Consider the following 12,453-nt stretch of genomic DNA (forward strand, 5'->3'; position numbering starts at 1 on the left):
TTCTCTGCTTATTTCGCTTCGATAGTAAAGGCGCGCGGCTGCGGGGTTTTGGTGCTCGGGCCAAACCAGACGTCGTAAATTTTGGCCGCCTCACCGGATTTCTCCAGCTTGACCAGCTCGTCATTGACCGCTTTCAGCAGGGCCGGTTCGCCTTTCTTCACACCGACGCCAATCTCTTCTTTGCTCAGCAGGTCGGGGATGATTTTGAAGTTAGCTTTGTCCGGCGCTTCCGCCAGCAGTCCGGCCAGGATGGTGCTGTCCTGAGTGATGGCCTGCACGTTGCCGTTGCGCAGGGCGGTCAGCGCCAGCGGAATATCATCATAAGAGAGCACGCGCGATTGCGGGAAACGCTGATGCAGCGCTTGTTCGCCGGTGGTGCCTTTTACCGCGCCAATGCGCGCTTTGCTGTAATCATCGAGCTTATCCGGTGATTTTGCCGGAACGAGGAACTGCTGGCCGGTCACAAAGTAAGGTGTTGAGAAATCAATGACCTGTGCACGTTCCGGAGTGATGGTGATATCGGCGACGATCAGGTCGGCCTTGCCGGACTGCAGCAGCGGAATGCGGTTGGCCGGGTTAGTGGCGACCAGCTCCAGCTTAACGCCGAGAGATTTGGCCAGCGCTTCGGCGAAGTCCACGTCGTAACCGACGATTTTATGCGTTTTCGGATCTACCGAACCGAACGGCGGGTTGGCGTCGAAGGTGGCGACTTTGACCACGCCGGCGGCTTTGATATCGGCTAATTGATCGGCCTGAGCCTGCGCGGCGAGCACCAGCATGCCCAGCGCCAGCGCGATTTTTGTTTTTGCAATGCGCATTGTTATTCCCCTGAATCCCTGTTTTGTTTTGTGTTTATCACGCTCCCACAAATCGCCCATCGGCGGCAAAGAAGAAAAAGTTCTTATCTATAACAAAAAAGAACTTAACAAAACTGTGGGTATTGTTTAACCGGATGGGCTACTACGCTGGGGAAAAGTAGCCCGGACAGGTGCGTAGCACCGCCTCCGGGAGGGTGTAGAGGGGTTCCGTTCACCATCAAGTCGCAGAAAATGCCTCATCGAGGTACGTGAACGGGAAAAGGGGGAGAAAACCGTCTCCCCCTTTACAATCCCCGCGGTCCCGCAAAGAAATCGGTGCTGCGCACTGCGCTCACCTCCCGGACCTCAGCCTGCGGTCGGCTCAACTCGACATTACTCGTCCCATCCCTGGGACTCGCCCCTACGGGGCCAGCGCAAGCGCTGTTCAAAATTGCTCCAGGCAATTTTGTCGTGTCTCGATTCGCCTCTGGCCGCCATCCCTGGCGGCCAGCCCTTGTCTTCGGTCCTCCGGTTCGCCGATTTCAGCGGGGGCCAGGGCATCGCTGCATAACACGTTGTTTCAGAGATATCTCCGCTGCTGTATGAAACTCTCCCGGAGGCGGCGCTTGACGCGCCTGTCCGGGCTACCAAACCGAGGAAAAGTAGCCCGGATAAGACGTTTACGTCGCAATCCGGGAAAGGCCCCAATATGCATCCCGCAGCATTACTAATCCGGAATTGATATTTCCCGCTCGCCGTCAACTGTGGTTGAAATAGACCCAGGCAAAAATGCTTCCTGACGGAGGAGAAAATGAAAGTGGCGCTGTGGCAACGCATAACGGGCTGGCTGGCTTCTTTATCTGACGGTGAAGCCGGGCAGCAGGATACCCAACGCATCATGGAGGCAATATTGCCGGTCGCCAGTCTCTATGGAATTGAGCTCGGCAACGTTGAAACAAGGTGGTTTCGCCATGATAAAACATACTGAGCGGCGCAGGACGCGTGAAGCCTACTGGAACGAGGTGTGCTTTGTGTAGCGCGAGGCTGTTTGCGGTTGCGGCGACGCAGGAAGCGAAGCCGCAGCCCTGAACAGCTTTATCCCCCCAGATACATCCGCTTGATTTCCGGATTCGCCAGCACCTCCTGCGCAGGACCCGAGAGCATAATCTTCCCATTCTCCAGCACATACGCGCGATCGGCGATGGTCAACGCCGCCGTGGCGTTTTGCTCCACCAGCAGCACGGTAATATTCTCCTCCCGTAGCTGCCTAATCGTGGCGAACAGCTCCCCGACAATTTTCGGCGCCAGCCCGAGACTTGGCTCATCGAGCATCAGCAGTACCGGTTCGCTCATCAGCGCTCTGGCGATCGCCAGCATCTGCTGCTCGCCGCCGCTCATGGTGCCCGCCATCTGAGCACGCCGCTCCTTGAGGCGGGGAAACAGGCTGTACATGCGATCGCGCAGGCGGGTAAAGCCGGCGAGATTATTGTAGGCCCCCATGCGCAGATTTTCTTCGATGGTCAGGTTGGTGAAGATGCGCCGTCCTTCGGGTACCAGCGCCAGCCCCTTACGCACAATCTGATGCGTCTGGCTGCGGGAGATATCCTCGTTGAGAAAATTGACCCGCCCCGTGGAGCGCACCAGGTTGACGATCCCGTTGAGGGTGGAGGTTTTCCCCGCGCCGTTGCTGCCGATAAGGGTAACGATCTCCCGGTCGTAAATATCAATATCAACGCCTTTTAGTCCCTGAATCACGCCGTAAAACACGTTTAATTCGCGCGCGCTAAGCATAACGAACGTCCCCCAGGTAAGCGGAAATCACGCCCGGATCCTCAATGGCTTCCGACATCAGGCCGCTAAACAGCGGCTTGCCGTACTCCAGCACCATCACCCGCTCGCACAGCTTGTTGACGAACGGCATATCGTGCTCGATCAGCAGTACGCTGAGCTGATAGTCGTTACGCATGCGGAAGATCAGGTCTGCCAGATCTTCCGTTTCCTTCGGGTTCATCCCGGCGGCGGGTTCGTCGAGCAGCAGTAATTTTGGCGAGGTCGCCAGCGCGCGGGCGATCTCCACCTTGCGCTGGTTGCCGTAGCTAAGGTTGGTGGCCTGCACGTCGGCGAAATGGGCGATACCGATATCGTCCAGAATCGCCATCGCTTTGGCCTTTGCCGCCCGCTCGGCGGGGTAGTAGCGGCCGATATGCAGCGCCGCTTCCAGCAGCGAATAGCGGCTGGCGCTGTCGAGGCCAACCATCACGTTTTCTAATACCGTCATCGAGTTGAACAGGCGGATATTCTGAAAGGTGCGGGCGATCCCGGCGTTGACCACCCGGTTCGGCTTCAGCCCTTTTAGCGATTTTCCCGCGAGGGTCACGCTGCCGCTGGTCGGCTTATAGTTGGCGGTGATGACGTTGAACATCGTGGTTTTGCCCGCGCCGTTGGGGCCAATCAGGCCAAAAATTTCCGCCTCGTCGACGTGGAAACTGACGCTGTCGATAGCCCGCAGGCCACCGAACTGCATGGTCACGTCCTGCACCTGTAAAATGACCTTATTTTGCGCCATCGCCGCGTCTCCTTTTGCCCACCTGCCAAATCTCTTTTTTGCCCAACAGACCTTCGCGGGCGAACAACATGATGATCAGCAGCAGCAGCGAGAACACCACCATCCGCAGGCCCGGATACGCGCCGAGATCGTGACCGAAGAACTGGAGCGGCTGGTCGAGAAAGCGCAGCCACTCGCCGCTGCCGACCACCAGTACGGTGCCGAGCAGCGCGCCGGTGGTGCTGCCCAGGCCGCCGAGCACGATAATAATCAGTAGCTGGAAGGTAAGCATAAAGTCGAACAGGCCCGGCGAGATGGTGGTCAGCAGCGAGGCCAGCAGGCCGCCGCCGATCCCTTCGAAGAAGGCGCTGGTGGCGAAGGCGCAGGTTTTAATGCGAAACGTGTTCACGCCCATGGCGATAGCGGCGTCTTCGTCGTCGCGCACCGCTTTCATCATTCGCCCGTACTTCGACCACACCAGCTGCAAAATCATCCCGGTCGCCAGCAGGGCGAACAGCCCGCACCAGAACAGCAGATGCGGCTGCTGCGGAATATCGTTGAGGCCAATCGCGCCGTTGGTGATCTGCGGATTGTTGATAGCGAGGATTTTAATGATAAAGCCGAAGCCGAGGGTCACAATCGCCAGGTAGTCGCCGCGCACGCGGAAGACCGGCAGGGCAAGGCAAACCGCCAGCGCCGCCGCGCACAGGCCGCTAATGAGCAGCGCGGGCAGGAACCCGGCGTGCAGCACGAGGATCCACGGGCTGGGCGCGGCCATCTCAAACATATCCAGCTTGCTGTCGCTGGGGAGGATCAGCAGGGCGGTGACGTAAGCGCCGACCGCCACAAAGCCGTTGGGCTCCAGCGACAGCTGGCCGGTCACGCCGTTGATCAGGTTATAGCTGACTGCGAGGATCATAAAGACGAAAATGGTGCTGATGACGCGAATAATGTAGTCGTTGAAGACGACGTTGATCCCGGCCAGCAGCGCGACGCAGAGAGCAATAATGACCAGGTTGCGCAGCTGCGCCCCGGCGGTAGTCGTAGCGTTGAGCATCAGAAACGGCTCCTTTCCAGACGTTCATCGCCCATAATGCCAACCGGGCGGAATAAGAGGACCAGAATCAAGAACATAAAGGCAAAGGCGTCTTTGTAGCCGCCCAGCTCGGGAAAGAGGGCGACCGCCACCACCTCGGTAAAGCCGAGAATAAAGCCGCCGAGCACCGCGCCGGTGACGCTACCGATTCCGCCGAGCACCGCGGCGGCGAAGGCCTTCAGGCCGATCAGCACGCCCATCAGCGGGTCGATAGTCGGGTAGCTGATGGAGTAGAACACCCCGCCCAGCGCCGCGAGGCTGCTGCCGAGGGCGAACACCAGCGAGATAATGCGGTTGGCGTCGATGCCCATCAGGCGGACGGTATTAACGTCGAAGGCCACCGCGCGGATCGCCATCCCGTAGCGGGTGCGGTACAGCAGCCAGAGGATCGCCAGCAGCAGCAGGACGGTGATCAGCGGCACGATCCACGCCACGTTGGTGATAATCACGTCACCAAAGGCGCGGGTGTTGTTGAAAAATTCCGGTGCGGAAAAGAAGCGTGAGCTGCCGCCAAACAGCACGTTGAACAGGTTTTCGAGGAAGAAGCTGACGCCGATGGCGGTGATCAGCATCGAGATTTTTGATGCCTGACGCAGCGGGCGATAGGCCACCCGGTCGATCAGCATGCCGAACAGGCCGCACAGCGCGAGGGTCAGGAAAACGGCTACCCCGAAGGGTAGCCCAATGGAAGAAAACAAAAACAGGGTGGTAAACGCCCCGACCATCATTACGTCCGCATGGGCGAAGTTGATCAGGCGCAGCACCCCATAAACCATCGTATAACCGATGGCAATCAGGGCGTACATGCCCCCAAGGCTCATTCCATTGACCACTTGCTGGAGAAAAATGGCACCATCCATCTGATATCTCTCTTATTTTCCCTAAATAATTCGAGTTGCAGGACAAAACGGTTAACCGTTTTGAACAGCGCTTGCGCTGGCCCCGTAGGGGCGAGGCTCATGGATGAGCCGAGTAACACAGCCAGCGCACATGCAACTTGAAGTATGACGGGGTTAAGGATTAACCACGGTACGAAACGCCAGCTTGCCATCCTTCACTTCGTTGATGACCGCGCTGCGGATAGCGTCGCCGTTTTGTAACGTCAGCGTACCGGTTACGCCCTGGAAGTCCTTAGTAGCGCGAATTTTTTCGTTAACGCAAACCCGGTCACGCGGGTCGCTGCACTGGTTCATGGCGTTGATAATGACGTTATAGGCGTCCGCCGCCATCGCGCCCCAGGTATGGGTCGGCTGCTGGTATTTGGCTTCCCAGGCTTTGATAAACACCTCGCCCGCCGGCGTTTGCTCTTTGGCGTTCGGCGAGTAGTAGTCGGTGGTCATATAGCCGTTGACCGCGTCTTTGCCGACGTCAAAAAAGACCTGATCCGCCGCCAGCCCGTCGCCGCCGACCACCGGCTTGCTCAGCCCCAGCTGCTTCGCCTGTACGGCGATCAGCGCCCCTTCGGTGTAGTAGATCGGCATATAGATCATGTCGACGTTCTTCGCCTTCACGCTGGCCAGTTGGGCCTTAAAGTCTTTGCTGCCGCCGGGAGCCTGAACTTCGATAGGAATGGTGCCGCCGTTTTTCAGGAACTGCGTGCGGAAGGCTTTCGCCAGGCCAACGGAGTAGTCGTTGCTGCTGTCGAAGACGATGGCGGCGGTTTTAGCCTTCAGATCGCGCGAGGCGAGGTTAGCGCCGACCACGCCCTGGAAGCTGTCGGAGAAGCAGACCCGACTGACGTAAGGGTGGTTGCGGGTGACGCGGTCGTTGGTGGCGGTTGAGGAGACCAGCGGCGTTTTACTGTCGTCGGCGATTTTGGTCATCGCCAGGGTATTGGAGGAGGTGACTTCGCCGATCACCGCGTCGACTTTATCGCTGGAGACCAGGCGCTGCATGGCGTTAGCGGCTTCGACCTTGTCGCTCTTATCGTCAATCACGATAAGCTTCACGGTGTCGCCATTTTTTAACGTCGGCGTAATGCTCTGGATGATATCCAGCCCTTTTTGCGAAGGTTGTCCGTAGCCGCTCAGCGCGCCGCTCAGCGGCAAGACCACGCCAATTTTAATTTCAGCCGCCTGCGCGCTGCTGGCACCGACCCACGCGGCAACCAGCGTGGCCATTAAAGACGCTTTCCCGGAAAACTTGTTCATTTTTACCTCACCGTCGGTCGATTATTTATACCCTTCATACTTCAAGTTGCATGTGCGTTGGCTTTCCTCGCTCACCCCAGTCACTTACTAGAGTAAGCTCCTGGGGATTCCCTGCGTCGCCGCCTTCCTGCAACTCGAATTATTTTGGGTATATCTTTAACCATCAATGACTGCATAACATTGAGAAATAATTCACCTGGATATCCGGCGAATTATTGGCTGTTATATTGAATAGATAACGAGATATATTTGGTATGCAGATTTACCTTACAACGTCCGTTTCGTTTTTACTCATGCAATATTCTTATTACCTGCAGGAAAGGGCATAAGGCTGATGACAACCCTGTTTTGGGTACGGTGAACGCATTATGCCGGGGGCGGCTGACGCCTTACCCGGCCTGCAAAATCCGCAATGCCAGCGCGCACCCGAAAATAATATCCAGGTGCGCCCGGTAATATTAAAAATCTATTCTGCTGTCCGCCTGGTTTATTATTTTAGCTGGCTCAACGGTTTTATTTTTCCATGCAGTGCAGGATTATCGCTTTCGTCTTTCAGGCGCACTCCGGTAAGCCGCCGCAAAAAGGCCTGCTCCAGTAGCCAGGCCAGCTTAAAAGCGGCGGCATCAAAGCTCAGCCCTTCCGGACGGATATTAGAAATACAGTTGCGCTCCGACTCCAGACGCTGACGATGCGGCTGCCAGGTTAAATACACTCCGAGGCTGTCCGGCGAAGAGAGCCCGGGCCGTTCGCCAATCAATATCGCCACCGCTCTGGCCTTCAGCGTTTCGCCTATATCATCGCCCAGCGCGACCCGCGACTGGTGCGCCAGCACCACCGGGGCCAGGCTCAGGCCGAGGGTTTTCAGATAGGGCAGCAGGGCGCGAATCAGCGGCACTGCCTGGCGCTGCACGGCGTACGACGACAGCCCGTCGCCAATCACCAGCAGCAGGTCGGCGGGGCGCGCGCCGCTGGCGGCGAGGTCGGCGCGGCTCTCTTCATTCAGCTGTCGCCCCAAATCCGGGCGATTCAGATAGACATGGCGATCGCTGGCGGCGCTGCGGACGGTCAGCGTCGACAGCCCCAGCTCCGCCAGCGGCTGAACAAGCTGGTCGCTGGCGAAAGGTTGGTGGATAGCATCGCGCGCCCGGGCGTGGGCGAGGCCGAAATTCAGCACTTCGCGGGTCGGCAGGCTGGCGCCGCTGCGCCCCAGCGCAATCCGCGCATCGGTAAACTCACGCAGCGGGTTCCAGGCGTCGGGAGGATTCATACAGGTTCTCCTTGCGGCAGGACGGAAAGCAGCGGATGGCGGGCATCGGTCAGACGCAGCGCGCCGTGGCGGTCAATAATCTGCATCTTCGTCAGCCAGTCGGCGAACTCAGGCGCATGCTGTAAACCCAGCAGTCGGCGGGCGTAAAGGGCATCGTGGAACGAGGTGCTTTGGTAGTTGAGCATAATATCGTCTGCCCCCGGTACGCCGATCAAAAAGGTCAGCCCGGCCGCGCAAAGCAGCGTCAACAGGGTATCCATATCGTCCTGATCCGCTTCGGCGTGATTGGTGTAGCAAACGTCGCAGCCGATGGGCAGCCCCATCAGCTTGCCGCAGAAGTGATCTTCCAGTCCGGCGCGGATAATCTGCTTACCATCGTACAGATACTCCGGGCCGATAAAGCCCACCACCGTATTGACCAGCAGCGGCTCAAAATGGCGGGCGACGGCGTAGGCCCGGGCTTCGCAGGTCTGCTGGTCAACGCCGTGATGGGCGTTGGCGGAAAGAGCGCTGCCCTGGCCGGTTTCAAAATACATCACGTTGTTGCCCAGCGTGCCGCGGTTCAGGCTAAGCGCCGCTTCCCGCGCTTCCTGCAGCAGCGCCAGATTAATGCCAAAACCGCTGTTGGCGGCTTCGGTACCGGCCACCGACTGGAACACCAGATCCACCGGCGCGCCGCGCTCAATCAGCTGCAGGGTGTTGGTGACGTGGGTCAAAATGCACGACTGGGTCGGAATGGCGAAGCGCTGAATAATATCGTCAAGCATATGGTTCAGCTGCGCCAGCACCGGCAGGCTGTCGCTGGCCGGATTGATGCCGATCACCGCGTCTCCTGCGCCATACAGCAGGCCGTCGAGCATGCTGGCGGCGATGCCTTTGAGGTCATCGGTCGGGTGATTAGGCTGCAGGCGCACGCTCAGGCGCCCCGGCAGGCCGATAGTGTTGCGAAAACGGGTGACGACCCGGCATTTGCTGGCGGCGAGGATCAGATCCTGATTGCGCATCAGCTTGCTGACCGCGGCGGCCATCTCCGGGGTTATCGCGCGGGCGACCTGGCGCAGCGCCGCTTCATCGGTGGCGTCGTCGAGCAGCCAGTCGCGAAAATCGCCGACCGTAAGATGGCGAATCGCCGCGAAGCCCCGGGCGTCGTGGGTATCGAGGATCAGCCGGGTCACCTCATCCTGCTCGTAGGGAATCAGCGGATTATCGAGAATCTCGGTGAGCGGAACCTCCGCCAGCGCCATTTTTGCCGCCATCCGCTCTTCGGCGGAGCCGGCGATAACGCCCGCCAGCGCGTCGCCGGAACGCGCTGGGGAGGCCTTCGCCAGTAGGGTTTTCAGGCTCTCAAAGCGCCATACCTGGCCCGATAGCGTGGTTTTATACATGTGCCGCCTCCTCAGGAGACCGTACGCAGCTGCGGATCCACCGCCGCGCGCTGGCGAGCCGCTGCGGTCTTGCGAAACCACAGGTAGCCGCCGAGCATCATGGCGGCGAAAATCAGCGCCAGCAGCGTGTTGTACCAGACCATCGCCACCAGGCAGAGCACCGCCATGGCCAGCGCGAAGGCCGGCGCCCACGGATAGAGCGGCGCGCGGAACGGTCGAATCAGCTTCGGCTCGCTGCGGCGCAGCTTAAACAGCGCCGCCATCGAGGTGATATACATAACAATAGCGCCAAATACCGACATCGTGACGATACAGGCGGTCAGCGGCATCCCGCTAATGGTGATCAGCGAATCGGAGAAAATGGCGGCGATGCCGACCACGCCCCCGGCGAGGATCGCCAGATGCGGCGTGCGGGTGCGGCGGTTCAGCGTCGCCAGCCCGGCGGGGAGATAGCCCGCGCGCGCCAGAGAGTAAATCTGCCGCGAGTAGCCCATGATAATCCCGTGGAACGAGGCCACCAGGCCAAACAGCCCCAGCCACACCAGCATATGCAGCCAGCCGCTGCTGTTGCCGACCACCATTTTCATCGCCTGCGGTAGCGGGTCGTTGATATTGGCCAGGGTTCGCCAGTCGCCGACGCCGCCGGCAAAGACCATCACGCCTATCGCCAGTACGGTCAGGGTCAGAATGCCGCCGCCCAGCGCCCGGGGAATAGTGCGCTGCGGATCTTTAGCTTCTTCGGCGGCCATCGATGCGCCTTCAATCGCCAGAAAGAACCAGATCGCGAACGGGATGGCGGCAAACATGCCCGGCAGCGCCAGGCCGCTAAAGCTTTCTGCGCCCGCCCAGCCGTTAGCGGTAAAATGGCTCCAGGAGAAGCCCGGCGCGACCACGCCCATAAACACCAGCAGTTCGAAAATCGCTAATAACGTCACCACCAGCTCAAAGGTGGCGGCAATCCCCACGCCGAGAATATTCAGCGTCATAAAGATAATATAGGCGCCGCAGGCCACCCATTTGGGGTCGAGCGCCGGAAACTGCACGTTCAGATAGGCGCCGATGGCCATAGCGATGGCGGGCGGGGCGAAGACGAATTCAATCAGGGTCGCGAAGCCGGCGATAAACCCGCCGGTGGGGCCAAAGGCGCGGTAGGCGTAAGCAAAAGGTCCGCCCGCATGCGGAATGGCGGTGGTCAGCTCGGTGAAGCTAAAAATAAAGGCGCAGTACATCGCGGCGATGGCCAGCGCGACGATCAGAAAGCCCAGCGTCCCGGCCTGGGACCAGCCGTAGCTCCAGCCGAAGTACTCCCCGGAAATAACCAGCCCAACGGCGATCCCCCATAAGCGGAAACTGCCGAGCGTTCTTTTAAGCGTTGTGGTTTGCTCTGTCATGTTCGTTGCCTCGCCAGATAAAGATATCGGGAGGGTTGCAAAGAGAATGCCAGGGCATACCACCGATAAACGCGGCGGTTTAAGAACCTATCCCATTAGGGCTATCTTATTTGCCAGTTTGGCCCTGGGCAGTGCTCAGACAATACTCACAGAGTGTTGAACGCCCTTCAGGGCGGCCCGCAGGGGGAGCGTAGCGAATCACCCTCACGTACTACGTGTACGCTCCGGTTCTTGCGCGCTGTCCGTGTCCAAACGGTCTGCAACGATTACGCCTGTTGGGCCAGGCTCTACGCCAACGAGGATCAAAAAAGGGGCAGACCGCGCCCGGCGGAAGAGTCGCCGTGGTGCAGCTGCCCGCAAATGTGGCGTTACTGGTGCACGATGGCGCCAGCGTCTTGTTGAATTACCGGACCTGCTTTCACCTGCAGGTTAAGTCCTTTACTCTCCAGCTCGGCATTGCGAATGCGCAGGCCGCGGTCGGCTTCAATATTGACGTTGCTAAAATGGAAACCGCTGAGCGGCGCTTCCGGGGTACCGATAATATAGGCCGCCGCTTTGCTGTCGCCGGTGGAGGTTAAATTCTCAACGGTGATGTTACTGAAGTGCGGAGTCTTGTATTTATCGAACGGCTGTTTCGGGTCGCTGTCCGGCGGATAGATCTGCTCGCCGAGGGTAAAGCCGCCTGCCTGCAACAGCTTATCGACCTCGGCCTGCACAATCGGCGCGGCTTTGTAATAGGCGGAGAACACCAGCGGCACCTCAACGTTATGCATTCTGGTATTGCTGTAGACGATATTTTTTACCTCGCCGCCTTTGCCGCGCGGGCTTTTAATCCGAATGCCGTACATCGAACCTTCGAAGGTATTGTTTTCCACCAGCACGTTATTCACGCCGCCTGCGCTCTCGCTGCCGATGGAGATCCCGCGCCCCTGCTTCAGAGTGTTGTTGGCGATATAGATGTTATCCACCACGCCGTCCGGGAAGCGCGGGTCGGCTTTCTCCGCCTTGATGGCAATATGGTCGTCGTTACAGTCGATATAGTTGTTGGTAATACGGATATTCTGGCTATCGATAGGATCGATGGCGTCGGTGTTCGGCGCATGCCACGGCGAAAGAATACGCGTGCCGTTGATATCGACATCGTGCGCGTAGCGGGTGACCACGTGGAAGCTGGGTGAATGGGTGAGGGTCACGCCGTCGATAAGCACGTTGCTGGCGCGGGTGATATAAATCAGCCGCGGCCGGTCGGTACCGCCTTTCTTGCCGGTGGCGCGGATATTTTCCCGCCAGCGTTCCCACCACACCGCGCCCTGGCCGTCGATAGTGCCTTCACCGACGATGGCCACGTTTTGCGCGTCGGCGATGCTGATAAACGGCAGCCAGCCGTTTTCCGCTTCGGCGTATCGCGTTTTATCATCGCCGCGATAGGCAGCCACTTCGGTTGAGGCCACCAGGGTGGCGTCTTTCTCCAGCTTAAGCTGAATATTATTTTTCAGAAACAGCGGGTTGGTGAGGAAATTACCTTTCGGCACCAGCACCGTTCCCCCTCCGGCGGCGGCGCAGTCATCAATCGCTTTTTGAATGGCATCGGTGTTGAGCGCGATTTGCAGCCGATGGCCTTCTGCGCCGTAGTGGGTGATATCACAGACTTTATCGGGAAACTTCACGGAACTCGCGGCCTGAGCTGCGTGCAGCGGTAGAAGGCCGACGGCGGCAGCGGCGGCCCACAGAGGCAAAGCGCGGGGTATCATGGCATTATCCTTTTTTGGTTTTTTGTTTTGTAAAATTAGCACCAATGTTTTGATTTAATGAGGGCGGCGAT

11 protein-coding genes and 1 pseudogene are annotated in these 12,453 nt (G+C 58.8%); 2 read left to right on the forward strand and 10 right to left on the reverse strand.

The window, feature by feature from the left end; genetic code table 11:
• Nucleotides 1–8: 8 nt before the first annotated feature.
• A complete protein-coding gene (locus ABLV75_RS12265; RefSeq protein WP_004099328.1) occupies nt 9–818 on the reverse strand; it encodes an ABC transporter substrate-binding protein in 810 nt (269 codons plus the stop codon).
• A 790-nt stretch (nt 819–1,608) separates the two neighbouring features.
• On the opposite strand from ABLV75_RS12265, the gene ABLV75_RS12270 reads away from it, so the two are divergent.
• A complete protein-coding gene (locus ABLV75_RS12270) occupies nt 1,609–1,785 on the forward strand; it encodes a hypothetical protein (protein WP_004099329.1) in 177 nt (58 codons plus the stop codon).
• A gap of 107 nt (nt 1,786–1,892) precedes the next feature.
• On the opposite strand, the gene ABLV75_RS12275 is transcribed toward ABLV75_RS12270, so the two are convergent.
• The 5 genes from ABLV75_RS12275 to ABLV75_RS12295 form a co-directional block, all read right to left on the reverse strand.
• Nucleotides 1,893–2,588 carry an ABC transporter ATP-binding protein gene (locus ABLV75_RS12275; RefSeq protein ID WP_004099330.1) on the reverse strand — a complete coding sequence of 232 codons (696 nt, stop codon included), beginning with the start codon at nt 2,586–2,588 and terminating at the stop codon, nt 1,893–1,895.
• Complete coding sequence (locus ABLV75_RS12280; RefSeq protein ID WP_004099331.1) at nt 2,581–3,363, reverse strand: ABC transporter ATP-binding protein; 783 nt, start codon at nt 3,361–3,363, stop codon at nt 2,581–2,583. The genes ABLV75_RS12275 and ABLV75_RS12280 overlap by 8 nt, the downstream gene beginning before the upstream one ends.
• Nucleotides 3,350–4,399 carry a branched-chain amino acid ABC transporter permease gene (locus tag ABLV75_RS12285; RefSeq protein WP_004099332.1) on the reverse strand — a complete coding sequence of 350 codons (1,050 nt, stop codon included), beginning with the start codon at nt 4,397–4,399 and terminating at the stop codon, nt 3,350–3,352. Before ABLV75_RS12285 ends, ABLV75_RS12280 begins: the two co-directional genes overlap by 14 nt.
• Complete coding sequence (locus ABLV75_RS12290) at nt 4,399–5,298, reverse strand: branched-chain amino acid ABC transporter permease (RefSeq protein ID WP_004099333.1); 900 nt, start codon at nt 5,296–5,298, stop codon at nt 4,399–4,401. The genes ABLV75_RS12285 and ABLV75_RS12290 overlap by 1 nt, the downstream gene beginning before the upstream one ends.
• A gap of 153 nt (nt 5,299–5,451) precedes the next feature.
• The gene (locus ABLV75_RS12295) at nt 5,452–6,558 is read right to left on the reverse strand and encodes an ABC transporter substrate-binding protein (protein WP_026055932.1); all 1,107 of its coding nucleotides are present in this window, start codon (nt 6,556–6,558) and stop codon (nt 5,452–5,454) included.
• A gap of 183 nt (nt 6,559–6,741) precedes the next feature.
• Between ABLV75_RS12295 and ABLV75_RS12300 the strand changes: the two are divergent.
• Nucleotides 6,742–6,819, forward strand: a pseudogene (locus ABLV75_RS12300) (hypothetical protein); the annotation flags it as partial.
• Between the two features lie 259 nt (nt 6,820–7,078).
• Here ABLV75_RS12300 and eutC read toward each other — a convergent pair.
• The 4 genes from eutC to ABLV75_RS12320 form a co-directional block, all read right to left on the reverse strand.
• Complete coding sequence (gene eutC / locus ABLV75_RS12305) at nt 7,079–7,855, reverse strand: ethanolamine ammonia-lyase subunit EutC (protein ID WP_004099335.1); 777 nt, start codon at nt 7,853–7,855, stop codon at nt 7,079–7,081.
• The gene (locus ABLV75_RS12310) at nt 7,852–9,240 is read right to left on the reverse strand and encodes an ethanolamine ammonia-lyase subunit EutB (protein ID WP_004099337.1); all 1,389 of its coding nucleotides are present in this window, start codon (nt 9,238–9,240) and stop codon (nt 7,852–7,854) included. Before ABLV75_RS12310 ends, eutC begins: the two co-directional genes overlap by 4 nt.
• 11 nt (nt 9,241–9,251) lie before the next feature.
• Complete coding sequence (gene eat, locus ABLV75_RS12315) at nt 9,252–10,631, reverse strand: ethanolamine permease (RefSeq protein ID WP_004099338.1); 1,380 nt, start codon at nt 10,629–10,631, stop codon at nt 9,252–9,254.
• A 368-nt stretch (nt 10,632–10,999) separates the two neighbouring features.
• On the reverse strand, nt 11,000–12,382 hold the full coding sequence (locus tag ABLV75_RS12320) for a glycosyl hydrolase family 28 protein (protein WP_004099339.1): 1,383 nt from the start codon (nt 12,380–12,382) through the stop codon (nt 11,000–11,002).
• Between the last annotated feature and the right edge of the window lie 71 nt (nt 12,383–12,453).

The sequence above is a fragment of the Klebsiella sp. CN_Kp066 genome, from assembly GCF_040065135.1.
Classification (GTDB): Bacteria; Pseudomonadota; Gammaproteobacteria; order Enterobacterales; family Enterobacteriaceae; genus Klebsiella; species Klebsiella oxytoca.

Bases quoted from the DNA above. Each gene is read 5' to 3' on its own strand.
- ABLV75_RS12265 (WP_004099328.1), bottom strand. From the start codon at position 818: ATGCGCATTGCAAAAACAAAAATCGCGCTGGCGCTGGGCATGCTGGTG.
- ABLV75_RS12270 (WP_004099329.1), top strand. From the start codon at position 1,609: ATGAAAGTGGCGCTGTGGCAACGCATAACGGGCTGGCTGGCTTCTTTA.
- ABLV75_RS12275 (WP_004099330.1), bottom strand. From the start codon at position 2,588: ATGCTTAGCGCGCGCGAATTAAACGTGTTTTACGGCGTGATTCAGGGA.
- ABLV75_RS12280 (WP_004099331.1), bottom strand. From the start codon at position 3,363: ATGGCGCAAAATAAGGTCATTTTACAGGTGCAGGACGTGACCATGCAG.
- ABLV75_RS12285 (WP_004099332.1), bottom strand. From the start codon at position 4,399: ATGCTCAACGCTACGACTACCGCCGGGGCGCAGCTGCGCAACCTGGTC.
- ABLV75_RS12290 (WP_004099333.1), bottom strand. From the start codon at position 5,298: ATGGATGGTGCCATTTTTCTCCAGCAAGTGGTCAATGGAATGAGCCTT.
- ABLV75_RS12295 (WP_026055932.1), bottom strand. From the start codon at position 6,558: ATGGCCACGCTGGTTGCCGCGTGGGTCGGTGCCAGCAGCGCGCAGGCG.
- eutC (WP_004099335.1), bottom strand. From the start codon at position 7,855: ATGAATCCTCCCGACGCCTGGAACCCGCTGCGTGAGTTTACCGATGCG.
- ABLV75_RS12310 (WP_004099337.1), bottom strand. From the start codon at position 9,240: ATGTATAAAACCACGCTATCGGGCCAGGTATGGCGCTTTGAGAGCCTG.
- eat (WP_004099338.1), bottom strand. From the start codon at position 10,631: ATGACAGAGCAAACCACAACGCTTAAAAGAACGCTCGGCAGTTTCCGC.
- ABLV75_RS12320 (WP_004099339.1), bottom strand. From the start codon at position 12,382: ATGATACCCCGCGCTTTGCCTCTGTGGGCCGCCGCTGCCGCCGTCGGC.